We start from the raw sequence: 22,600 nt of genomic DNA on the forward strand, positions 1-22,600 counted from the left end.
GCCCCCGTCCCGCCGGTCCGCGCGGACCGGCGGGCCTCAGCGACGCTTGCCGTACTCCAGGGCGACCGACAGGAACACGTCGTTCTCCTCGGGGGTGCCCAGGCTGACGCGGGCACCCTCGCCGTCGAAGGGGCGCACGGACACGCCGACCTTCGCGCACTCGGCGGCGAAGTCGAGGGTGTCCTCGTCCAGACGCACCCACACGAAGTTGGCCTCGGTGGGCGGGACGGTCCACCCGGCGGCGATCAGGGCGTCGCGCACCCGGGTGCGTTCGGCGACGGTGGCGGCCACCCGCTCCAGCAGTTCGTCCTCGGCCGAGAGCGAGGCGATGCCCGCGGCCTGGGCCAGGTGGTTGACGGCGAACGGCACCAGGGTCTTGCGGACCGCGGCGACGACGGGCGGGTGACCGACGAGGAAGCCCAGGCGTACCGCGGCCAGGCCGTAGGCCTTGGAGAAGGTGCGCAGCACGGCGACGTTGGGGCGGTCGCGGTACAGGGTGACGCCGTCGGGGACCCGCGGGTCGCGCACGTACTCGCGGTAGGCCTCGTCGAGGATCACGAGAACGTGGTCGGGGACCCGGTCCAGGAAGGCCGTGAGCTCGGCTTCGCGCACGGTGGTGCCGGTGGGGTTGTTGGGGTTGCAGACCAGCACCATGCGGGTGTTCTCGGTGATGGCGTCGAGGATGGCGTCGAGGTCGTGGGTCTCGTCGCGCAGCGGGACCCGGACGGAGGTGACCCCGGCGAGTTCGGCGAGCAGTGGGTAGGCCTCGAAGGAACGCCAGGCGTAGACGACCTCGGCGCCGGGTTCACCGACGGCTTCGAGGAGCTGCTGGAGCAGGCCGACGGAGCCGGCGCCCAGGGCGATGTGGTCCTCGGGGACGTCCGACCGGCGGGCGAGGGCCGCGGTGAGCTCGGTGGCCCCGGGGTCCGGGTAGCGGTGGAGTTCGGCGGCGGCGCGGGCGATGGCCTCGCGCACCGACGGGAGCGGCCCGTAAGGGCTCTCGTTCGAGGACAGCTTGATCGATCGCCCGTCGGGCCCGATGACCTTCTTGCCGGGCTTGTAGGCGGGGATGCTCTCCAGCACCGACCGCAGATATGGCGATTTCGACTCCGACACCATTGTCCTTCCTCAATACTTTGTGCTAACCCCGCGACACGCTCAGCGATCTCGCGTCCGGGTCGGTCACCGCTCCCAGCGGAAATATCGCACAAACGAGGAGACAACACCATGTGTTCGCGTCCGGAACCCACCACAACAGCCCGGGTCGTCCCTGGTCAGAGCCGCTATGACGGCGGCGGTCGCAAGGCCGTCCGATCATGGGCCCTTTCTCTGGGCCTGCCTCTCGTCCTCGCGCTGAGCGCCTGCGGCGGCCAGGCCGAGGAGGACACCGGCGGGGACGCCGAGGACGTCGCGCTGCTGCACGAGGCACAGCTCATCACGTTCGAGGGCGCCGAACTCATGCCCGAGGGCAGCGAGGCCGGCGTCTACTCCGAACTGGTCACCGTGCGGTACAGCGAGCAGGTGCGGGCCTCCACCGAACTCGACAAGCCCGCCTGTCTGGACGCCGCCAACCGGTGGGCGGACACCGAGTCCGTGAAGGCCGCGCCCGCGTCCCTGACCTCGTACCAGTGGGATCAGGGTTCCCTGACCCATCTCCTGGTCCGGTTGGACGACGAGGGCGCGGCCGCCGCCCTGGCCTCCCGGCCGCCCTCCGATTGCGACACCTACACCGCCACCTACGAGGACGGCACCTCCTCCGCTTACGGGGTGCGCGACCTGACGGAGCTGCCGGAGCTGGGCGACGAGTCGCGCGCCTTCGCCGTGGACGTGGAGACCGGTGACGATCGCAACCACATGTACAGCGTCATGTACCGCAACGGCGGGCTGGTCGGCACCACGTCGATCATGGGCCCCGGCGGCATCGACGACTACGAGGAGATGTTGGTGGGGTTCACCCGTGCCTCCGTGGAACGCCAGAACGAGAAACTCGGCTGAGACCGGGGCCCACGAGCGGTCACCCGGTGACCTCCGCCTCCAGGTCCTCGCTGGGCCAGGTGCCGGAACGCCCCAGGGGATGTTCCCTCGCCTCGTCGAGGCTCGCGGCCGCCCGGGCCTCGTCACGGCGTTCGGCGTCCAGGCGCGCCGCCTGACGCGGCCCGGGCAGACGACGCGGCGGCCCCTGGAGCTCCCGCATGGAGATCGCGCCGAAGGAGGCGATGACGCGACCGTTCTCCCGATCGAGCACGACCGAGCGCACGGCGGTGCGCCGAGGTCCGTCGACGCGCACGGCGTAGACCACGTCGACGCGCCGTCCGTGGCGCAGCCCGTCGTAGCGCAGGAACCGTCGGCAGCCGTGCCGCCAGGTGTCCATGGGTTCGGTGTCGAGCAGGAGCGGTGCGTTGGTACGCCACATGTCGCTGCGGCGGAGCCTGCGCAGGACGGAGCGTTCGGAGACCTCGCGCAGCTCGCAGGGTTCACGGTGGCGCAGGCGCCGGGCCATCTCGCGCGGCTCGGGGCTGAGCAGGGCCAGCAGGAGCAGCTCGACGCCCAGGACGGCGACGTGCGCCGGGCCGATGTCGAGGACGACCCGCCAGGCGTTCGGTTCCACCCCCAGGGTGAACAGCGCCGCGACGGACAGCAGTCCGGCCCTGGCGAGGGTGCGCCACCCGATCGGCGCGCGACTGAGTCCGCCGAAGCAGCCGCAACCCGCTTCCGGGTCGCGACGGCGGACCAGCAGCAGGACGACGATGGACGCGGCGAACACCAGGGCGGTGAGCAGTCTGGCCGCGTCGCCGAGCGCCCCGGAGAGCAGGATCAGGCCGGCGGCCAGGGCCGTCTCCACCAGCCCCGTGCCGAGCGCGGACGTGCGGCGCAGTCGTTCGGGGACCAGGACCGACAACCCCGAGGACGCTTCGCGGGAGGTGAACTTGGCGAGGGCGCCGAACAGGAGCAGCACCGCCAAGAGCGGCAGCTGGACCTCGCGGAGCGCTTCAAGGATCTCCGACGGCATGTCACACCTCTCCGTTGTGGACCGTCACGGTCGCGTTGAAGCAGCCGTCCTCCAGCCGCCCGCCGAGGGCGACGAAGGAGGTCATGGTGAGGGAGGCCAGGCGCCCGGCCCCCTGGCCGCCACAGCTCGGGCACAGGTCGCACATCCAGCCGTCCGCGGCGGCGCAGTCGACGACGGGCAGGACCGCGGACCTGTGCACGCAGTCGTTGCGCAGGCTCAGTGTGGCACCGGTGGACAGCAGCGGCAGGGGCACGCAGGAAGTGCGCCGGTCGCAGTCGCGGGAGTGGCCGGCCCGGTCGAGCGCGGGGTAGGCCAGCCCTTCGATGTGGGCGCGCGGATCCAGGTGGGCGGCGCGCCCCGAGGCGGGGTCGTACCAGGTGGCGATACCGCTCAGGGTGGCGGAGCGCCGTGTCGCGGGCGGGCGTCGCGGGGTGGCGGAGCGCGGGTAGGGCGGCTGGGTGGTGGCCGGGCGCACCGCCCACACCGCGCCCTCGCGCCAGATGCCGACGGCGTCGAACAGGTACCCGGGTTCCAGGCGCGGATGGCGCACGGTGATGCGGCCCGAGGTGCGATAGGGGAGGACGACGGTGAGCCGGGGACGACCGTGACCGGGGTCGACCTCCAGGGTGTCGTCGTCGCGGGCGGTGATGACCCCGGTGGCACGGGCGGCCTGCGCCCAGACGCGTTCGGCCACCAGGCGTCCATCGTGGGAGCAGAGCACCACGACGTCATCGCCGGGGCGCAGTTCGCCGACCGGGACCTCGCCTCCGCGCCAGAAGGAGGTGGCGCGTTCGTAGAGGAAGCGCTCCTCCCCGCGCGGTGTGGCCACGCAGAGCATGTAGGAGGTGACGTCGACGACGACACCGCGGGCGACCCGACCGTTGAGCGGTGTGGGCGCGGGTGTGCTCTCGGGACCCAACAGCGCGGCGGTGAACCGCGCGCGATCGCGTTCTTTGTCAGTGATCAGTGACATGTCGCTCGCGTCCCCCTGTCGCCCGACTCGTCCTCTGTGCCCATTCTCCCGATTGCGGGCCCGACCTGCGGACCACACGCCGAAGCTCGGCGGTTCATGTGGATGGCATGTCCCGAATATTGCCAAGCGCGACAAAACAGGCACCTTGTGCAACCAAAGAAGAACTCCATGTCAACCGCCCCGGGACCGGCACGTCATGCGATCTTCCGAGTGCGGCCTGTGGCCACACGGTTGCCGATAGACCCCAGAAAATCAGGAAAGAGCACGAAAGGCGGACAAGGGCCTCCGCACCCTCGCCACCGTCGCCGTTCCCCTGCTCCTGGTCCTGGTCGGGGTGCCCTCCCCGGCCGGCGCCACCGAGTTCGCCCCCATCACCGGAGCCGCGGACCGACCCTTCGCGGTGACCGCCGAGCAGCCCGCCCTCGGCGACGGCCTCGCGTTCCTGGGCCTGTCGTAGCGGTAGCGGCCCGCCGCCGGGCGCGGCGGGGAGGACGGGAGCCTCCCCGCCGCGCCGTTTGTCGGCGCGTGGGCCGTAGGTTCCCGGGAGTTTGCGTGCGCTGTGTGAGAGTTGAGGCCACAGGCCTTTCCAGGGCGCACACGGTGAAGGGCGGTGAACGCGTGTGGCCGGCACCAAGCAGACACCCCGGTACGAGGAGTTCAGCCGCTACGTCGCCGAACGCGGACCCGCACTGCTACGCATGGCCAGGTCCATCACCGGTAGCCACAACGACGCCGAGGACCTGCTCCAGGCCGCGCTGGTCAAGACGTTCCTGTCATGGGACCGCATCGTCGATCCGCGCGCCCGCGACGGGTACGTGCGCCGGGCCATGGTCAACGCCCGGATCTCCGAATGGCGTCGCAACCACCTGGACGTGTACCCCACCGACGAGATCCCCGAGCAGCGGGTCGACGACCCCACCTGGCGCAGCGACCTCGCGGACGTGGTGCGCCGGTCCATCGACAAACTGCCCGACCGCCAGCGCACGACGGTGATCCTGCGCTACTACGAGGACCTCACCGAGGCCCAGATCGCCGAACGGATGGGCGTCACCCTCGGCACGGTCAAGAGCACGCTCTCCCGGGCCGTCGACCGATTGCGCCGGGACGCCGACCTCATCATCGAACGCACCACCGGCTGACCGGAAGGGTGTGCGGTGGTTTCTCCGACGGGTCCGGCTCACCGACTGACCGACACCGACAGGTCGTCCTCGATGGGATTCGTCGGCCCGCACGGGGAAGCCACCGCACGTCCGGGGTGAAACGGATGGATCACCCGACGGTGGGCCGGATGGAGAAGGATTTCGAGACGTTGGACATACCGGGAGGCCCGGGGCAGCGGATCATCACCTACGGCGCCGGGCCGGGAAGCCCGTCCGAGCCGGCGTTGTGGACGCTGTGCGCAGCCGCGGACCCACCCGCGACGAGCCGCCGGCTCCGCCTCGCGGGAGCCTGAGGACCACCCCGGGAACCGATCGGCGGGATTCGTTTTGCACAGCGGGCCCACGTGTCTGTACCCTTGGGGCAGCCAGGAGGATTCGCCTAGTCAGGTCTATGGCGCCGCACTGCTAATGCGGTTTGGGTTTACGCCCATCCGGGGTTCAAATCCCCGATCCTCCGCGCTCCGACCTGGGGTTTTCCACATGCTGGAAGACCCCAGGTCTTTTTATGCGGTGTTCAGCACGCACGTCGGCCCCGCTCGGCACCACCGTCGAGGCACCGGCCCGTCGCCTCGGCGGCCTCACGCTCCATAGCCGGCAGCACACTTCCGTGGACATCACTGGTGAAGCTCGGCTTCGCGTGACCCAGCGTCCTGCTGATGACCTCGATGCTCACCCCCGCCGCCCGTCCCAGGGTGACGGACTCGTGCCCGAGGCCGTGCAGGGTGACCGATGGAAGGCCGGATCGACGCACCGGATCGACCGTCCACCGCGTGACGCTCCCCGGTGGCAGAGGCTCTCTCCCAGCTCCGTGATGAACACCAGGCCGCGTTCCTTCCACGACGCCCGACGGTGTCTCACTGCCGGTGCTGGCGAGCACGCCACTCGCGCGGTGCCTTCACGGTGCCCGCGTCGAGGTCGATGTGGCGATGCCCGGGCCTCCGTCTTCGGCTCACCGTCGTAGGTCTCGCGGATCAGGGTGGAGGCGTTGTCCAGATCGACGTCCGCCCGGCTCAGACCGATGAGCTCACCGCGGCGGGGAGCTCGCAGCATGGCGAGCCCGTACAGAGCGAAGAGCCTCTCCTCCTCGGCTAAGGCGAGGAACAGCCTTGCCTGCTCCGCGGCCCACACTCTTCCCGGCTGCACGGCCATTGATCCGTTCCAGAATCGGGACAGCCACTCGGCAAGAGGTTCCGGCTTACCTCGATGATCTGGTCACTCACCCGCACCAGCCGCCAGCGCGCAGATCAGAACCGCTCCCGTGCGGGTCATGCAGCGCGCGAGTGCAGGCCGATCCCGTCAAGGCGCCACTTTCAGAACCCCACCCCCCTGGAATCAGAACACGTTCTGAACTATCTTTTCAGTATGCCCGTCACCGACCCGGACACCGTTTCCTTCTCCGACCTTTCCCGCCACCCCAAGGACGTGGCGGCGCGGGCCGCACGGCTCGGCCGGGTCCGCGTCACCCACCGCGACTCGGCGGACTTCTACCTCACCTCCGCTGACAAGGCCGACAGCCGCGACCAGTCGCTGACGACTGCCTCTCGGCTCTTCCTCGCCCTCATGCGGCAGGACCCCACAGCCCGCACCCTGCTCCTGGCCATGCCCGAGGTCTTCCCCTGGGTCCGCCATCTCACCGAGGAGGAGGTCCGCGAGTTCACCGTCGAACTCGTCGGGGCCCTGTCCGACGCCGCCGAACTCGGCACGGACGGCAACGCCGAAGAAGTCGTTGCCGGCTGGCGCGCCACCGCCCGCATCAAGGCCGACCCCGACGCCTACCGAGAGGCGAAGCGTCCCACCGACGGAGACTTCGGCACCGTGGACGTCGTCGCGTGAGCCCTAAGCGTGGCGACCGCGTCACCGTTCCCGCCCCTGACGGCCTCTGGGAGATCCGCTTCGCGACCACCGACGCGGTACGCGGCTGGGAAGGGTTGTGCCGTCTGGCCCTGGCCAACACCCGACGCTGCTTCGAGGACCTACGCACCGGACCCCGCTCACGTGCCCGTCCAGACCGGCAGCACCGCCTCCGCGGCGACCTCGGAACTCACCGCCACAACGGTGCCGATCTCGAACAGTGGGAGTACGAGGTCACCAGCGGCGGCCGCGTCCGCTACGCCATTGACGACGACCGCACCCTCTGGCTCGTCTACGCCTCACCCCGCCACCCCAAGGACACTGACCGGTGACGCCGGTTCGCCCGGGCCGTGATGCTCTGGTGCCGGGTTTTCTCGGTCGTTAACTCCTCTGCGACGGGCTTCTTGCTGTCCCCGAGGGGTTTCGGGAGGCCGGTGCGGGGCTGTGCCCTGAGCCTTCAAGAAAGCTCATTGAGCCTTTTCATCCTGCTTCTCGGAGCTGAAGGACCAGAACAGCGCGGGTGATCTGGCCGGCCCGCTGCGGGCAGCAGCGCAGGCGGCGCAGGATGTCCCACTGTTTGAGCCGGGCGATCGCGCGTTCGCCCGGTGAGCGGAGCCTGGCGTGGGCGGCGTTGGCGTCCTTCTTCCACTGCGGCTTGCCGCGCCCTTTGAACGGGCAGAACACCACGTCCGAGAGCCCCACGTGTCCCTTGTCGCCCAGCCCGAGCAGGCCTGCGCCCTCGATGCGCTCGGCGATCTTCCAGACCCGGGCGGCCCTGGTGTCGTGCACCGCTCCGGGCAGCGACCACGACGTCCAGAGGGGTTCGCCGTCCGGGGCTGCGACGACCTGGATGTTCATGCCGTGGTGCTCGTGCTTGCCGGAGTGGAAGGGCCGGTCGGCCGCCACCCGGTCGCAGGCGATCAACGTGCCGTCCACGATCACGTACCCCCGGCCCTTGCGGCGGGCCCGGCGCAGCCCTTGTTCCAGGGTGGGCGCCTGGGCGGCGAGCAGGGCCGTGGTCTCGCGCACGTATCTCCAGGCGGTCGTGGTGCCGACGCCGAACCCGGCCGCGACCTGTGTGAACGTCTCTCCTTTGTGCCGGTGGACCAGGACGAGCAGGGCCTGGGTGGCCGGGTCCAGGCGCCGCCATCGGGACCCGGTCGTGGCGCGGTGGGCGCGGATGGTGCGGGCGATCAGGTTGAGGGTGCGGCGTGACAACGGCAGCGCGGAACGGTAGAACAGCATGCAGCGCCCTTGGTGTGGCAGGTTTTCGTGGTTGTTAACCCACCTACCAGGGGCTTCCTGCTGTTCGGAAGAGGCGCGGGGAGACCGGCACAGGGCTGTGACCTGCACCTTCAGGATGAAAAAGGCTCAGTATGCCTGCTCGGCACCGTACACGTCACGACCGAATCTCTTCATCAGTTCGAGTGTGATCGGAGCCATCGTGGTGGTGAGCAGGCTTCGATCGGTGGCGAGCCGGTCCCGCAAGTAGGAGAGGGCGGTGCTCTTGCCTATGCCGTCGATGCCTTCTACAGCTATTCGCATGGAATCCGTCCTTCTCTGCTCAGGTTTCGCTGTTGAATTTACTCAGTGATCGATGAGGCGTCTCTGCCGTTGGTAGTGGCAGCGGCGGGCCGGGGCCTGGTGGCGGCGTCTCCACCACGACCAACGAACCCTATGCGAACAGGCATGATCGGGCCGGTGGTAGTGGGCGTGCAGACGGCGGATCTCGTTGACGGTCAACCCGATCAGCTCGCCCGGATCATCACCGTCCGGCCCCTCACGCGGCAATCGTCCCCACTGGTCGGCCCCTGTCGGGCGGAATCGTCGCTCCCGCCGACCGGATTACCTCGGCCGGTTGGTGGATCGGCGGTCAGGAAGGCCCGGTGTGTCTTGTTCCAGGTGTGATGAAGACCCCGAACCCGGTACCCATCGCGGCACCGGGCGAGCAAGCAGCAGCGGCCCGCTCAGGCTCGCCCGTCCGGGCCGCTGACTGCGTGTGACCGACCGTCAGAGACGGCACAAGTGCCGGTCCCAGTGGCTCGCAACGCTCCAGGAGCGACCCGGGGCCCGTCCGGGACTCGAAGGGCTCCGTGGCGGACCGGTTCGGGATTTCGAGCGCGGTGACTCCGTGGTCGATCAGGATCGCCGAGCGGTGATGTTGAACATCCAGCTGATCCCGAAGCGGTCCACGAGCGCGCCGGCCTCGTCACCCCACGCCTGCTTCTCCAGAGGCATCGTCACGGTGCCGCCGACGGACAGCTTCTCGAAGTGGACGCGGAGTTCGTCGTCACCGCCGAGGTAGACCGCGACGTTGTCGCCCGGGTGGTGGGGCACCCCCTCCGGGACGTCCCAGGCCATCAGCGTGCAGCCGTCCGGGGTGTCGAGCCGGGCGTGCATGAGCTTGTCGGCGTCAGGCGAGTCCGGTGAGCCGAAATCCGAGACCGTGCCCATCTCCAGCTCGCCGCCGAAGACCTCCCGGTAGAACTCCATCGCCTGCCGCGCGTTCCCTTTGTAACCGATGTAAGGGTTGAGTCGAGACCCCATCCGATGCTCCTTCGTGTGCGTGGATCGCGAACGGCCGGGACCGTGGCGGCCGGAATCGACGGTGGTCCGAACCCGGAGTCGCTCGACCGCCGGGGTTCGACCCCCGCGGGAACCGTCCGCGCACCCGGACCGTGGGGAGTGACCGCTCGGGGTGTCCGAGGGGCCACTCCGTTGAGCCTCCCAACAAATCACGACATCCTCTGTCGTGTATTCCTGTAAAGTTCTCGCATGCGCGCGGACCGATTGGTATCGCTGGTCCTGCTGCTGCGCCGGCACGGCCGGCTGTCCGCGGCCACGCTGTCCCGCGAGCTGGAGGTGTCCACCCGCACCGTGCTGCGCGACATCGAGGCGCTGTCCGCGGCCGGCGTCCCGGTCTACGCCGAACGCGGTCGGCACGGCGGTTTCGCGTTGTCGCCCGGCTTCCGGACCGAACTCACCGGACTGAACCACGACGAGGCCCTCGCCCTCCTGGTCGCCGGATCCCGACGCGGCGCGCAGGCGTTCGGTCTCGGCTCCGCGCTCGCCTCGGCCATGCTCAAGGTGGTCGACGCGCTGCCCGAAAGCCATCGGAACGCCGCGGCAGACGTGGCCGAGCGCCTGCTCATCGACCCGGAGACCGACCTCCTCTCCCGTCGACCGGCCGTCGAGGAGGTGTCCGACGCCATCGTGGCCGAGATCCGGCGCGCGGTGTTCGCCGGACACAGGCTGCGCATCCGCTACGCGGCCGTGGACCAGCCCCCGAAGTGGCGCACGGTGGACCCGATCGGGCTGGTCACCGTACGCGACCAGGGCTACCTGCTGGCCACGAGGTCGGGCGCGGACCGCACCTACCGGCTGTCCCGGGTGCTGGCCGCCGAGGAACTCACCGAACCCGCGCAGCGACCGGACCGGGTCGATCTGGACCGGGCCTGGCAGGAACGCGGCGCACGGTTCCGGACCGGCGGTGACCAGGTCACCGTGCTGGTGCGGGTGGACCCGGCACGGCGGGAGGAGTTGGTGGACACCGCGCTGGCCGTCCTCGCCGAAGAGGCCGACGAGGAGGGTCGGCTGCGACTGGAGGTGACCTTCCAGGATCCGAGGCACGCCGAATGGGCGCTGTGGCGGCTCGCCACGGACGCGGAGGCCCTGGCCCCGCAGTGGTTGCGCGCCTCCCTGCGCGATCGCGCCGCCGCGATCGCCATCCGCTACGGAGCGTCATCGTGAGCGTCGTCGCGTTCCGCCTTGCGCTGGGGGTGGCGAGCGGTACGCCGGAAGGGGAGCACGATGCCCAGCCGGGCCGTTTCGCCCTTGTTCGGGTCGTAGGTCCAGGTATGGACGGCTTCGTGTGAGGTGCGGGAGCCATCGGCGGGGAGAGAGCCTGCCATGGTCCCCACTGTGTCGTCGGCTTCGAGCTTCAACCGGCCCGCGATCCGGTTGGGGGTGCGGCCCCGAGCGAGGCAGTCGATCAGGCGCTCACGAAGGAGCGGGTCGGTGTCCGGACGGCGCTCCCGAGGGGCGGGATCGACGAGCCTTGGCGCTCTTGTGGGCGGTGGTGACCCGGTAGCCGCGATTGGAGGCGTTGCGTCGGGTCTCGCGGCTGACCACCGATGGGCGTCGACCCAGGGCAAGGGCGATGCGGCGGACATCCTCACCCCGAGCGCGGTCTCCTCACCTTCCTCCATGAGGAGCATCCGTCGTGTCTCCATCGGCAACCCCTTTGACCTGAGGTGTTGCTACGACGCTGCGACACCGCCCAGGACAGCACCATGGACGTCGGCGGTAAAGCTCGACCTCGCGCGCCTCGAACACTCGCTGATCAGATCAGCAATGGCACTCCTGGCGACAAAAACGGCAAATCGTTATTCACACACCAAAAGACTCCCACGCGGATACATTTCCTCGGAGAACCTTTTAACGTAGGCCTCAAGCGGCTACGATTTCGCCATCACTGAGATCGGCCGATGCGCTGGTTGGTCTGGCGGGTCGCGCTGAACTTCAGCACGGAGTAATCGTCGACCCTGGTGTCATCGGCCTTGGTGAACCTCACCGGGTGACCTTTGTGCCATTGCCTCTCAAAGCTACCGAAACCGGTGAGAACAAGACGATCACCCTGACTGACCACGTCCAGGAGTTCGGCCATGGCGGCGTCGTAGACTTGAGAGACGACGTTCTTCGGAAGTCCGGCGCGGCGCGCCACCGACGCGATGTACTCGCGCTTGGTCACACGTCCTGAGCCTGTGGGGGGCTGGGTCGCCGCCATGTCCGGTCCTTCGTGTCGATCAGGGCATCATGCCATGGTTTTACTCGTATACGAGTGTATCCAGCCCTCCCCTGGAGGGTCAAAACACTGCTCGGCGCGCCGGTGGGGTTTCAGCCGAACTCGGGTTCGTCGTCGATGAACTCCGTCTGCTCCTCCACCACCGTGCGCTTCCGTCGCGTTGTACGGGCATCGTCACGCCCCGCGATCTGGGCCGCCTGCATCCGCGATCTGGTCGCATGCTGCGCCAGGTTCAGGCCCGGCTCGACCACCTCCCTGGCGATGCGATCGACACCTCCCCCACGCTCGATGCGCTTTTTCGCGGCGGCCTCCATTTTCTCCCAGCGTTCGCGGTCCTCGGGCTCGACACCGAACATCTGTGCCCAATCGATCTCGGCCATTGCTTTTCCTCCTGGAATTTTTCTTCGCCATCCCCGCCCCGGTGACTGTTCAGCCGCCGAGTTCGGGTTCGTTCTCCCGCTCCGGAGCGACCACTGACGGCATCTTGCCGACGGAGGCCTGCCCTGGTTCGGCCCGGACCCACGCACCCTGCTGCTCGTGGACATGGGACGCCTGCCCGCCGAAGTCGTTGTATTCCGAGATCAGATCGCGCATCCGCTGTTCCCACTCGGGCCCCAGACTCCGGCGCCACCGCGCCACCACCTGCGGGTGGGTGCGGTCCAGGGCTTGCAGGGATTCGATGAACCCGCCCACGTAGACCAGCTTCTGGTCTTGTTCGCTGAGCCCGTCACCACGCATGGACGCGAACATCGCCCTGGAGCGGTCGAGTCGCGCGCGTGCCGTGGCATCCCTGGTCAGCTCGACCGCTTCGGGATGATCGCGGGTGGCGGAACCGATGACGTACTGCTCCAGAACCTCGCTGAACTCGGCCGGGCTTTTCGCGCTGGTGAGTTCGCCGTACATGGTCCGGGCCACCGCGGCACGGTGCTCGTCGACACCCATCGGCTCGCGAAGCGTGAAGGTCCCGCCGGTGATCACATCGCCGTTGTAGGCGTCCACGTAGTCACCGGTCCAAGCCGTCGCCGACCGGGTGGTGCCCGGCAGGACGACCGTCCGCGGTTCGGTCTTGACGAACCGGCCGTGGCCCAGTTCGGTGAACACCGCCGCCTGCTCGGGGTCGCGTTCGATGAGCCGGCCGACGATGATGCGCATGTTGCGTGCCACCGCCTTGCGATCCAGTCCGTCGTCGTCCACGTAGCCGTAGAGCGCGCTGAGAGCACTCTCGTAGTTCTGCCTGACCAGTTCCCGGTCGGCTCCGGGTCTGCGCATCTCGTCGTAGGCGTTCTGGGCGATACCCACGTGCGTCAGTGCGGCGCTGTGCTCGGTGAACAGGTCGCGGTCACCGCGTTCCATCCGTTCGATGCGCTCCAGGCGCCTGCGGTGCCGCCATCCCGACAGGCCCCGCATGCCTTCGCGGCCCTGGCCGGTCCGGTCGAAGTGCCGGGCCTCCTTCTCACGTGACTTCTCTCCCTTGGCGGCGATCTGCGCATCGCGCCGGTCCCGCATGTCCAGCCGGCCACCGATGGCGGTGGCCATCTGACCGGCGTACTCCCCCATCTGGGTGCGGAAGTTGGGCGAGAGCAACCACATCGCCGCACCCATGCCCACGGTGCGGAGTACGTTCTCTGCGCTGAGTCCTCGCTGGAGCGGGCTCAGACACTGGAGCACCATCATCGAGGCGTACGCCTGGTGCAGGTCACCGAGCTTCTCGCGCTGGGCGGTCCTGGACGCACCCGGCGAGGTGATACCCGAGGCACGCAGGTGGTCGATGAACCGATCCTGCGCGAGCCGCGTCTGGAGCTTGAGTCGAGCGATCGGATCGCCGTCGGGCCCGGCCGCGTCACGCATGGTCTGCCGCTGTTCACGGGCGCGTTCGCGGTCGTAGCGCCTGCGCTGTTCCCGCGGGGCGTCGACCTTGAGCTCCTTGCGGCGCTGCCGCGGCTCCCGCACCCGTTCACCGGCGGTCTCGTCCGGGCCAGGGTGCCTCTGGGCGCCCAGCGTCCTCTTCTTCCCCGTCGCCACGGCCCTCTCCTGTTCTCGTCTCAGCCCGGTGGCGGCCCGTCTCCGTGTGCTGTGACCCGCCCCTGCTCGGTCTGCGCCGTGGGGGCCCATCACCTGGACCCGCGCCGATGTGCCCTCCGACTTCTCTTCGTCTATCAGCGGATTCGGCATTTTTACCTTACCCTGACCCCGGGCTGCGCACACGGTCCCACCGGTACCAGAAAGGGCGGAACAAGGGCGCGGGGCCCGCGCCGGGCCTCGCGCTCTTGCCCGTCGGTCTCCCGGTTATCCCTGGTCGCGCATCACGGCGGCCATCGCCCGTTCGAACTCGCCGCGCGCCAGCCCCAGCCAGCTCTCCTGCTCGGCGAGGAACTCGTAGAACGCTCCGTGCACGTGGAATCCGTGCAGGTCGGCCAGGTGCTCCGGGTCCTCGGCGAACACCCTCTCGGACGCGTTCTCGCTGGCCTGTTGGAGCCGTTGCATCGCCTCGGACTCGTCCTGTCGCGAGACGTAGACCCGCGAGCCGTCGGCGCTGCGCAGTGAGCCGTCACCACCCACCGAGAAGTGGGCGCCGTCCCGCTCAAGAGCGGTCCGCACCGCCTTGTACGCCTGGGTGATCTGAGCGTCCAGGGGACCTTCCAGCGCGCCCGCGTGAGATCGTGCGGGGTCGGAGGAGAAGTGGACCAGCATGTCGCGGCTGATCAGCCTGTCGGCGTAGCGCATCTGACGGAACGCGTCCATCCTCGCCTTCTGGCCGTCGACGGCCTGCTGGGTCGCCACGTCGTACTCCCAGGGCATGTCCAGGTCGATGGCGCCCTCCAGGTCTTCCAGGTCGACCTCGTCGGCACCGCCCAGGTCGTGCTTCTCCGCGTAGGTCTCGCCCCGGGCGGCGTCGACCAGCTCCATGACCTCGTCGGCGTAGGTGTCGGGGTCCAGTCGTGCGACGTCGACCTCGGTGAGGTCGTGCGCCCTCCTGTACTTCTCGCGGCATTCGACGGTCAGCTGGGCCTGCTGCATGCGCTTGGCCAGCATCGCCTCGAAGTCGGGCTGGTTCATGCGCACGTCGAAGTCCACCGCGCTGGACAGCGTCGGGATGGTCTGGAGCGTGTAGTCGTGCCCGGGGTGCACGATCGTGTCCTCGAACATGCGCCACGACATCGGCAGGATCGTCTCGTTGCGGTTCCACACGGGCGGGTCGCCCGCCCGGAAGACGATCGAGTTGCGCTCGGAGATGAAGGCCATGTCGTTGTAGGAGATGACCGGCTCCTCCTTGGTCGACATGGTGTAGGAGACCTTGCCCTCCACGCTCAGGCCCTTGACCAGGTGGCCCTTGTCCTGGGTCACGGTCTTGGAGTCCATGTAGGTGGTGTGGCGCTTGCCGGACATCTTCTCCAGCGTGTCGAGCATCGAGTCGTCGGTGCTCTTGAGAAAGACGATGTTGGAGGTGTTGCCCTGCACGATCTTGTCCACGGACTCGCCGTAGACGTCGCGCAGCTGCTGAAGGGTCTGGAGGATGAGGGTGAACTGCTGTTCCTGGCCCAGCCCGATCGAGAGCATCGTCTCGAAACCGGAGATACCGTGCCCCTCCGACTGGAGGTTTCCCAGCTCGTCGAGCATGAACCGGGTCTTGTACAGCGGCTTCTGGTTCTCCTTGGTCATGTACGACTTGTCGAAGTTCAGATCGACCAGTTGCTTGATGAGGATGAGGATGAGCTTGGCGTACTTCATCAGGTGCGGCGGCGTCACCAGGAACACCACCTTGGGCTGCTCCGAATAGCGCACCATTGTCTGCGTGATCGCGTTGGCCCGGCCCATCTCCTTCTGCGGCAGGTCCCCCGTGATGTTGGTCAGCCGCATCTGCGGGTAGGTGGTGTGCCCCGGCGCGAACGAGCCGTCTGCCTGAGCCTTCAGCTCCAGCAGGATGCCGTTGCGAATGATCTTCTCGCCGGTCACCGGGTCGGTGACGTAGAACCGGCCGTTGAGCGAGGTCTGGTGGTCCTTGGTGAATTTGAAGTAGAAGGTGCGGATCAGCATCCCGGTCTGCGGGTTCACCAACCGCAGCCGGATGTAGGCGACGTTGCCGGGGAATGTGCCCTTGAAGTAGTACCGGGCCCAGCCTTCGCGGGAAACGATGTCCTCGTGCTCGAAGTCCCCGCCGAGCGCCTGCTCGTACTTCGCGTCGGCGTAGGCGTCCCACTTGGCCTGAGCCCCGACCAGATGGTCGCGTCTGAGGTAGTTCACGGCGAAGCGCACGCCCATGCGGCGCGGGAAACTCAGGCCCCCCAGATCGGTGTTCTGGCTGGGAGTGCCCGAGGTGAGGGTGGAGATCGTGGGGTCGGTGAAGAAGCTCATCGCCGTGATCGCGATACCGTAGACGCTCGCCAGCATCTTCTCGGCCGCGCCCATCGCCCGCAGCGCGTTGTCGGCGTTGCCGACCAGGGTGCGCATCGAGTTGGTCGGCAGCCCGTTGGTGGCGTTGAAGAACAAGGTGAGCATGTCCAGCTCCTTCTTGTCCTCCCATAGGAACTGCTTGCCCTCGGCCTCCTCCAGCGCGGCCTCGGCCTCGGCCTCGCGGAACGTGCCGTCCTCCAGGTTCCCGAACTCACCCCTTTGGATCTTCTCCTCGACCAGGCCCACCGGGTTCTTCACCTTCTTGGCCGAGAGCTGTACGAACAGCTGGTAGCAGTTGTACAGCGTGACCTTGCCCCACTTCTCGTCGAGCTTGGTCTCCAGCACCTTGGGGTCCATGTCCACCCGGGCGGCGTAGGCGCGCAGCTCGCGCTCTTCCTCCAGGTAGTAGTCGATGAGGCCGTAGGCGGCGCGCTTGAAGGCGTTGTTGGCGGCGTTGGGCCACACCGGGTCCTCACCGCCGTCGAGGGGGAAGAAGACGTCGGCGATGTTCTCGATGTACATCGCGCACTTGGTCGAGTCGCCTTCTCGGGCGGCCTCGGCGGCCATGCCGAGCGGGTTGTAGATGTCGGTCTTCATCGCGTTGATGAGGTTGAACTGCACCACCTGGAAGCCGCGCATGGTCGCCCGCACGTAGTGCTTGACCAGGAGTTCGCCCTTGGGGTCGTTGATGACCATGTTGTTGGGGCGCTTCTCGCGCAGCCACATGTCGATCATCGGCTCGATGTAGGTCTGGCCCTTACCGGCGCGGGTGATGGCCAGCACCATGGTGTTGACCGGTGCGGTGTCGACGATGTAGGCGCCGGCCGGGCGCTGCACCTCGTATTCGGGGAACTCCCAGTCGGCGTTGATCATGTCCGCGACGGTTCTGTGCTCTCCGAGCTTGTCGCGGTCCTTGCCGCCGGGGTTGTAGGGGATCTTGGTGGTGTCGAACCGCTTGCGGATGTTCTTGTCCTTCGGCAGACCGGAGGCCTCGAACAGGTCGTCGCCGAACTTCTCGTCGATGATCGGCATCTTCTTGCTGATCGCCCGGTCATCGTCGTCGCGCAGGATCTCGCCCTTGACGTACTCGACGTCGCCGTCGGAGTCGAGGACGTCTTCGGCGGCGCGCTGTGCGACCTCGATCGATTTGAGGCCCTTGCGGCCCGCCATGACGTGGCTGATCATCGAGGAGGGCTGCACGGAGCTGTGCGCGCCCACGTCGGGGAACCAGTCGAACTTGCGAACGAGTTCCTCCGGTAGGGCGATGTGCTGGTCGCCGTGGTACTGGTTGATGTCGCTGGTGTCGTGCAGCAGGTTCTGCGCGTCCCGGTTGCGCATGAGCCACAGGTACAGCACGCCGAACGTGAGCATGCCCGCGCCGAGCGAGGCGGCGAGCTTGAGCCAGGTCAGGTGGAAGAACCACCCCAGGGGCGCGTCGGGCTCGCCCTCGCGTGCGGCCTCGTACTCCGCCTGCTGCGCGGCGACGTCGTCGAGCACCCACTGCGGCGGGTTCTCCAGGGCTTCGGTCTCGGTGTCGTAGCACGGCTGGCCGGAGACCGCCTGCCCGGCCTCGTCGAGGACGCGGTAGCAGTACTGGGCCGCCGACAGCCTCTCGCGTTCGACGAAGGCGGGGGCCGTGGGCCCGCCGAACGAGGTGACCACGGCGCTCGCGGTGAACTGGCCCACCGACCACAGCGCCCACACCAGAACGGCGATGAGGGCTCCTGCCACGATGGCGAGGATGGTGCGCGAAGTGCGGGTCCGTTTGCGTTTGATGCGGGAGCGGTCGAGTTGTTGGGATTCGTAGATGTCGCGATTGGCGAGCGTCTCCCCGGCTTCGCGCGATGAGAGCTTGTCCCACGCGCTCGCCTTGGGACTGGAACTCCTCCTGGCCATGAGGCGTGCCTTTCTGTTCACATATGCGCTACGATGCGCCAATTCTATTGATTTATCAGTAGATATGACATCTTGCCCGGGTGCCGCGACCAATGTGAACAGGGCACCGCCTTCGTCGCCGAAGGCGGTGCCCTACTCCGAGATACACCGTGATGCGCGGCGCCCTAGACGGACCACACGGGGAGGATCATCGCGCCGGCGGCACCGGTCGACCCGTATCCGATCGTCCAGCCGAGAATGAGACCCACGGCGATGGAGATCAGTACCAGCACCGCCGCCAGGACCAGGATGAGCTTGTTGAAGCGGCCGTGGATGTGATTGGTCCGCTTCAGCTCCTCGACGTAGGCGCGCTTGTGGCCCTCCAGCTCCTCGATCCTGCCGCGGTACTGCCGGTGCATGCCGTCGGCCATCTCCTGCATCTGCGTGTGCAGGTCCGTGTACAGCTGGTGGGCCGAGCGCAGCTTCTCATCCCTGATGTCGATCTCGTGCTTCCACTCCCCCTCGCGTTCCCGCAGCCGCGTCTTGGCCCGCTCGCGGTCACGCTCCAGTTCGGCCTCCAACCTGAGCGCCTGTTGCTCCTTCTCGGTCTTGAGGCCTTCCACCCGGTTCGTGTGCTCGGCCTGTAGCTCCTCGACCCGGTTGTCCAGCCGCAGCTGCTCGGCCAGCGCCTTGGCGCGGACGATGTCGTGCTTGCGGTTGTCGTCGATGAAGCGCGTCACCTTGGCGTTCCACTGCTTCAGCAGCTCCATCTCCGCTTCGCGCTGCTTGGCTTCGCGCTCGGACAGAAGACGGAGGGCGCGTGTGGTGCCCAGTTGCATCCGCGTGTGCGCGTCTTTGCGACGCATCTCCAGCACGAGTCGACGCTGGTGGGCGTAGCGTTCCTCGTTGCGGCGCTCGATCTCGGGGGCCACGTCGGCGAGCTTGCGTTCCAGCTCCGGGCGGAACCGATCCCAGAACGTCTGCCTGGCCTGGGCCGCGGCGACCTCGGCCCGCTCGTTGGCGTCCTTTTCGTAGCGCTGGGTGATCTCCGCGCGCTGGGCGCTGACCTCCTGGCGCGCACTGGACGTGAGCTGGGCGAACTCCTGCTCGGCCGCCTTCGAGAGCATGCGATAGACCGAGCCTTCGCGCTGTTCGTCGACTTCGCGCATGACCGACTCGGCGTGCAGGCTCATCGTCTCGACGAAGAACTGACGAAGCTCCTCGCGGTGATCCCTGTGCAGCTTCTCCAGTTCGGTGTTGGCCTGTTCGGCCATGACTGCGACCTGCTCGCCGAGCCAGTCGGTGGAGTTGTCACCGAACTCCAGCCGCACCGACGGTGCCCGGGTGTCGAACGTGGCCTCGAACTCGGCGAACGGGATCTCCAGGCCCAGGTCGTCGGGGAGGAAGCGCCGCGCGATGGTGTGCCGCACCTGCTCTTCGGTGAACTCCCGGTCCCGGTTCTGCTCGGCATAGTGCTGCCAGGGGGGAGCCTGCCCCCCTTCGCCCCTTGCAACGGGGCCTTCGTCGTCGTCCACCTCGTCGTCGTAGCCGCCGGGTTCGTCGTCTTCGTCGTCCACCTCGGCATGGCCGCCGGGTTCGTCGTCGAAGCCCTCGAAGAACGACGGCGTCATATCGTCGTCGCTCGGCTCCCCGTCGAACAGGTCCGCCGAGAACTCGCCGTCGGCCAGGGGATCGTCTTCCGGCTCGCCGTGGTCGAAGCCCTCGCCCGGGGCGGGCCCCGCGACCGCCGGACCGGCCGGGGGGGCGTATTCGACGGCGGCCGGGGCGGGCCGCGGTGTCCGGGCGGCGGCGGCGAACGAATCGGCGGCGGCGCTGTTCTCGGTGCCCGCGGGGGTCGTGGTCGTTTCGATGGCCTGGGTCCAGGCCCACACCTGCGGCAGCAGGTCGGCCAGCCTCCGGCTGCCGTTGGAGACGCTCACCACCTCGGCGTAGGAGATCTCCTCGACCATGACGGCGTTGACCAGCAGTTCCTGACGGTCCTGGCTCGGCCCCAGGACCATCCAGTAGTACGTGGCGCCGGTGAGCAGCGAGTACTCCCCCATGCGCTCCAGTGTCTGGGGGGTGGGGACGATGCCGAGGACTTCTTCGTCGAGGAGCTGACGGGTGGTGATGGTCTGGATGTGGTCATGGTTGATGAGCTCGATGAGCGAGCCCTTGGCCTCATCCCTCTGGTGCTTCTTGCTCAGTCCGCCGATGTTCTCCACCGGCAGGGCCAAGGCCACCCAGGAGTTGCCCCCGGGCAGGATGAAGGGGTCGTTGCGGCCCAGCAGGTCGATCGCGGCGTTGACGGTGCTCTCCCGCACCACGCTCGCCAGCATCTCCTCGGGCTTGCGCCGCTTGGCGCGCTTCTTGGCGTCACCGTTCGACGGGGCCGCCTCTTCCGAACCGCCGGAGGACGTGTCGTCGCCCGGCCCCTTCTTCCACATGCCGTCGATGAGTCCCATCGGCGCATCCTCTCGTTCTGACCATGACACATCGATTCAGCTGGTTCATCAGGCCACATCGGGTGATCGTCACCCGGTGGTCCGTTGTCACCCCACATGCCGCCTCATCGTGCGGCGGCCACCTCGATGTGGGATTCGCTCTTGAGGAGGCCCTTGTCCTCACTGCGCATCGTGCCGTGCACGTCCACCCGCAGGACCCTTTCGTACGAGTGTGCGTTGACGAACGCGGCGATGGCGGTGGTGACCTCGTCGGTCATCTTCGCGATCGCCGCACGCGCGCCGCCCGCGTTGGAGTCGGTGTCGGCGTGGTCGTCGATGAGGTACTGGAGGACCCGTTCGGCGATCTCGACCCTGACCCCGTGCTTGACCATGACCTCGCGCCGCATCTGGCGCAGCTTGTTCTTCACGATCTTGCGCTGGGTCTCGCGCGAGAGCGGCTGGAAGGGGACGATCGCGTCGATACGGCCCAACAATTCGGGCGGGAACTTGTTGTCGCCCTGCGTCGTGGAGATGGAACGACGGATCTCCTTCATCTTCTCCACCAGTTGCTTGCCGGATCCGCTGTCATCCACGTTGTACTGAGCGATCGTCTCGTAGATCTCCGATCCCGCGTTGGTCGTGAGCACGATGTAGGTGTTGAGGAACGACACCTGACGCCCGTTGTCATCAGAGAGCCTGCCGTCGTCGAGCACCTGGAGCAGCACACGCGTGATCGCCGACGCGGCCTTCTCGATTTCGTCGAACAGCAGCACGGCGTGCCCCATGTCCCACACGCGCTTGGTCAACTCCGAGCGGAACAGGTCCAAGGATTCCTCGCGCGCGAACTCCGACATGTCGAAGCGGATGAGGTGGCGCTGATCGTCCCCGAAAAGCAACCGGGCCAGCTGTTTGGTGAGCTCCGTCTTTCCAACACCGGAACTGCCCGTGAAAAGAAAGGAGGACATGGGCTTTGTCTTGTCGTTCAGATCCGCGACGCACAATTGCAACCTTTTCGCGACCACACTGGTGGCGAAGTCCTGGGAGAAAACCGCACTGTCGAGCTGCTTCTTGATCTGCACCGCGTCGACGCGGAAGGCCACATTGACGTTGGTCGACTCCATCAACACGTCCGCCAGCAGATCCCGGTCCATCGGGCGGCCGGTGTAGCGATGCCAACCCACCATCGAATCGAGCACCAGGATCGACTTGCGCGGCTGCGTCGAGGCCGGGATATAGCGGTTGGTGTACTCGTAGATCAGTTCGAAGAGATGGTCATCGTAGAACTGTTCGGCCACCTCGTAGCGTTTGGCCATCCCCTTGAGGATCTCAACCGTGGTTTTCTGGTCGGGCGGGTTGACATTGATGCGCTGAAGACGTTCCATGAGCGGCTGGTTCGGCGCCACGTACTTGTGGAACTCATCGAAGGTCGTGGCCGCGATGACGCGGATGCCGCGCGCTCCGGAGGCCGCCAGAACCGGCTTCAGCGCTTCGACGGAGGCGGCGCTGAGCTGCACCACCTGGTGGAACTCGTCGATGAACAGCACCAGCTCGATGTGCTCGTCGGCACTGAACCTTTCGGCCTCATCGAACAGGCCCTTGAGTAGCGCCGCCATTTCGTCGGGGGTACTCAGCCCGGCGATCATCCGGGCCAGGTCCACTTCCAGGTACACCCGCTCGGTGTCTTTGAGCATCGCCGCCTGGACCAAAGCGGTCTTTCCCGCTCCGGCCGGAGCCAACAGGAGGGCGTTGCACAATTCAGGCCGGGCCATGGCGGCCATGAGCTGGGAGATCTCATGCTCGCGGCCGACGATCTCGCGCTCGGGGGCTTTGAGGTGGTCGCTGTACTTGGCCAGCTTCGGGTAGTGCTCGTTGAGCCTGTCGTCGAGGGAACCGTCAGACCTGGTGAACAACTGCTACCGCCTCCGCGGACGGGAGGAACACGAACTCATCTCGCCCTTGCTCATAAATCAGCATTATCTGAACATTTTACGCATAGTCGACACCGGGCGCAAAGCGCTTTTGGTCATGACCGAAAACACGGCCAAGGCCCCTTCCTCACAGGCGGGAGACGGTCCTCGAATGAGTGCGGGC

General features: G+C 67.5%; 20 protein-coding genes and 1 tRNA gene. 8 read left to right on the plus strand and 13 right to left on the minus strand.

Features of this window, described 5'->3' with window-relative positions:
- Nucleotides 1-36: 36 nt before the first annotated feature.
- On the minus strand, nucleotides 37-1,119 hold the full coding sequence (hisC, locus tag PWG71_RS21310; RefSeq protein ID WP_274811696.1) for a histidinol-phosphate transaminase: 1,083 nt from the start codon (nucleotides 1,117-1,119) through the stop codon (nucleotides 37-39).
- A gap of 108 nt (nucleotides 1,120-1,227) precedes the next feature.
- Here hisC and PWG71_RS21315 point away from each other — a divergent pair, with 108 nt between their 5' ends.
- Entirely contained in the window at nucleotides 1,228-1,995 is a 768-nt protein-coding gene (locus PWG71_RS21315; RefSeq protein WP_274811697.1) for a hypothetical protein, read from the plus strand.
- Nucleotides 1,996-2,014: 19 nt separating this feature from the next.
- Here the strand turns inward: PWG71_RS21315 and PWG71_RS21320 are convergent, their stop codons facing one another.
- Together PWG71_RS21320 and PWG71_RS21325 are read right to left on the minus strand one after the other, a co-directional pair.
- Nucleotides 2,015-3,010 (minus strand): MauE/DoxX family redox-associated membrane protein, encoded by a 996-nt coding sequence (locus PWG71_RS21320; protein ID WP_274811698.1) that lies wholly within the window; start codon nucleotides 3,008-3,010, stop codon nucleotides 2,015-2,017.
- A gap of 1 nt (nucleotide 3,011) precedes the next feature.
- A complete protein-coding gene (locus tag PWG71_RS21325; RefSeq protein WP_274811699.1) occupies nucleotides 3,012-3,983 on the minus strand; it encodes a hypothetical protein in 972 nt (323 codons plus the stop codon).
- A 334-nt stretch (nucleotides 3,984-4,317) separates the two neighbouring features.
- On the opposite strand from PWG71_RS21325, the gene PWG71_RS21330 reads away from it, so the two are divergent.
- The 6 genes from PWG71_RS21330 (at nucleotide 4,318) to PWG71_RS21350 (ending at nucleotide 7,326) form a co-directional block, all read left to right on the plus strand.
- On the plus strand, nucleotides 4,318-4,440 hold the full coding sequence (locus PWG71_RS21330; protein ID WP_274811700.1) for a hypothetical protein: 123 nt from the start codon (nucleotides 4,318-4,320) through the stop codon (nucleotides 4,438-4,440).
- A gap of 163 nt (nucleotides 4,441-4,603) precedes the next feature.
- The gene (locus PWG71_RS21335) at nucleotides 4,604-5,122 is read left to right on the plus strand and encodes a SigE family RNA polymerase sigma factor (RefSeq protein ID WP_274811701.1); all 519 of its coding nucleotides are present in this window, start codon (nucleotides 4,604-4,606) and stop codon (nucleotides 5,120-5,122) included.
- Nucleotides 5,123-5,130: 8 nt separating this feature from the next.
- Nucleotides 5,131-5,436 (plus strand): MmyB family transcriptional regulator, encoded by a 306-nt coding sequence (locus PWG71_RS28850; protein ID WP_446725073.1) that lies wholly within the window; start codon nucleotides 5,131-5,133, stop codon nucleotides 5,434-5,436.
- Between the two features lie 75 nt (nucleotides 5,437-5,511).
- Nucleotides 5,512-5,600: transfer RNA gene (locus PWG71_RS21340), tRNA-Ser, on the plus strand.
- 905 nt (nucleotides 5,601-6,505) lie between these two features.
- Nucleotides 6,506-6,976 carry a hypothetical protein gene (locus PWG71_RS21345; RefSeq protein WP_274811702.1) on the plus strand — a complete coding sequence of 157 codons (471 nt, stop codon included), beginning with the start codon at nucleotides 6,506-6,508 and terminating at the stop codon, nucleotides 6,974-6,976.
- Nucleotides 6,973-7,326, plus strand: coding sequence for a hypothetical protein (locus PWG71_RS21350; RefSeq protein WP_274811703.1), 354 nt, complete (start codon nucleotides 6,973-6,975; stop codon nucleotides 7,324-7,326). The genes PWG71_RS21345 and PWG71_RS21350 overlap by 4 nt, the downstream gene beginning before the upstream one ends.
- Before the next feature lie 148 nt (nucleotides 7,327-7,474).
- Here the strand turns inward: PWG71_RS21350 and PWG71_RS21355 are convergent, their stop codons facing one another.
- From PWG71_RS21355 to PWG71_RS21365, 3 genes are all read right to left on the minus strand, one after another.
- A complete protein-coding gene (locus tag PWG71_RS21355) occupies nucleotides 7,475-8,239 on the minus strand; it encodes a transposase family protein (RefSeq protein ID WP_274811704.1) in 765 nt (254 codons plus the stop codon).
- A gap of 126 nt (nucleotides 8,240-8,365) precedes the next feature.
- Nucleotides 8,366-8,539, minus strand: a complete 174-nt coding sequence (locus tag PWG71_RS21360; protein ID WP_274811705.1) for a hypothetical protein — start codon at nucleotides 8,537-8,539, stop codon at nucleotides 8,366-8,368.
- Between the two features lie 594 nt (nucleotides 8,540-9,133).
- Nucleotides 9,134-9,541, minus strand: a complete 408-nt coding sequence (locus tag PWG71_RS21365) for a VOC family protein (protein ID WP_274811706.1) — start codon at nucleotides 9,539-9,541, stop codon at nucleotides 9,134-9,136.
- Between the two features lie 228 nt (nucleotides 9,542-9,769).
- Between PWG71_RS21365 and PWG71_RS21370 the strand changes: the two genes are divergently transcribed.
- Nucleotides 9,770-10,744, plus strand: coding sequence for a helix-turn-helix transcriptional regulator (locus tag PWG71_RS21370; RefSeq protein ID WP_274811707.1), 975 nt, complete (start codon nucleotides 9,770-9,772; stop codon nucleotides 10,742-10,744).
- On the opposite strand, the gene PWG71_RS21375 is transcribed toward PWG71_RS21370, so the two are convergent.
- The 7 genes from PWG71_RS21375 to PWG71_RS21410 form a co-directional block, all read right to left on the minus strand.
- A complete protein-coding gene (locus PWG71_RS21375; protein WP_274811708.1) occupies nucleotides 10,726-10,905 on the minus strand; it encodes a hypothetical protein in 180 nt (59 codons plus the stop codon). The two genes, PWG71_RS21370 and PWG71_RS21375, sit on opposite strands and share 19 nt — an antisense overlap.
- Nucleotides 10,906-11,465: 560 nt before the next feature.
- Nucleotides 11,466-11,780 (minus strand): HU family DNA-binding protein, encoded by a 315-nt coding sequence (locus PWG71_RS21385; protein WP_274811709.1) that lies wholly within the window; start codon nucleotides 11,778-11,780, stop codon nucleotides 11,466-11,468.
- A 110-nt stretch (nucleotides 11,781-11,890) separates the two neighbouring features.
- The gene (locus PWG71_RS21390; protein ID WP_274811710.1) at nucleotides 11,891-12,178 is read right to left on the minus strand and encodes a hypothetical protein; all 288 of its coding nucleotides are present in this window, start codon (nucleotides 12,176-12,178) and stop codon (nucleotides 11,891-11,893) included.
- Between the two features lie 49 nt (nucleotides 12,179-12,227).
- Nucleotides 12,228-13,820, minus strand: coding sequence for a hypothetical protein (locus PWG71_RS21395; protein WP_274811711.1), 1,593 nt, complete (start codon nucleotides 13,818-13,820; stop codon nucleotides 12,228-12,230).
- 264 nt (nucleotides 13,821-14,084) lie between these two features.
- The gene (locus PWG71_RS21400) at nucleotides 14,085-18,086 is read right to left on the minus strand and encodes a type IV secretory system conjugative DNA transfer family protein (RefSeq protein ID WP_274811712.1); all 4,002 of its coding nucleotides are present in this window, start codon (nucleotides 18,084-18,086) and stop codon (nucleotides 14,085-14,087) included.
- Nucleotides 18,087-18,250: 164 nt separating this feature from the next.
- Entirely contained in the window at nucleotides 18,251-20,530 is a 2,280-nt protein-coding gene (locus PWG71_RS21405; protein WP_274811713.1) for a hypothetical protein, read from the minus strand.
- A 104-nt stretch (nucleotides 20,531-20,634) separates the two neighbouring features.
- Nucleotides 20,635-22,419 carry an AAA family ATPase gene (locus PWG71_RS21410; protein ID WP_274811714.1) on the minus strand — a complete coding sequence of 595 codons (1,785 nt, stop codon included), beginning with the start codon at nucleotides 22,417-22,419 and terminating at the stop codon, nucleotides 20,635-20,637.
- Nucleotides 22,420-22,600 lie beyond the last annotated feature (181 nt).

This window comes from Nocardiopsis sp. N85 (assembly GCF_028882275.1).
GTDB classification, from domain to species: Bacteria; Actinomycetota; Actinomycetes; order Streptosporangiales; family Streptosporangiaceae; genus Nocardiopsis; species Nocardiopsis lambiniae.